Annotated in this window: 1 pseudogene; it reads left to right on the plus strand. The window is 54.8% G+C overall.

Annotated features, from left to right (window positions below):
- Positions 1-126, plus strand: a pseudogene (locus tag ACUHMQ_RS21425) (IS5/IS1182 family transposase); the annotation flags it as partial.
- Positions 127-252 lie beyond the last annotated feature (126 nt).

Genomic DNA, 252 nt, shown 5'->3' on the forward strand with positions numbered 1-252 from the left:
CAGCCGTTTGCTCAGGGTGTGCAAGCTTGCGTGGGGGCGACAGTGCAAATAGCCAAGCGTAGTGAGCTGCATCGGTTTGCGGTGATGCCGAAGCGTTGGATAGTGGAGCGTTCTTTTGCGTGGTTGGGGGGGTGTCAGGATTTCCGTGTTCAAGGCGGGTTTGAGATTCACACGGATGATCGAATAAACCGATCCGCGTAAAGAATAGCGAATTGGTTCATGGCCGTCTTCCAATCCTTGGCGGCATAGCCC

The sequence above is a fragment of the Chitinimonas violaceus genome (assembly GCF_052601015.1).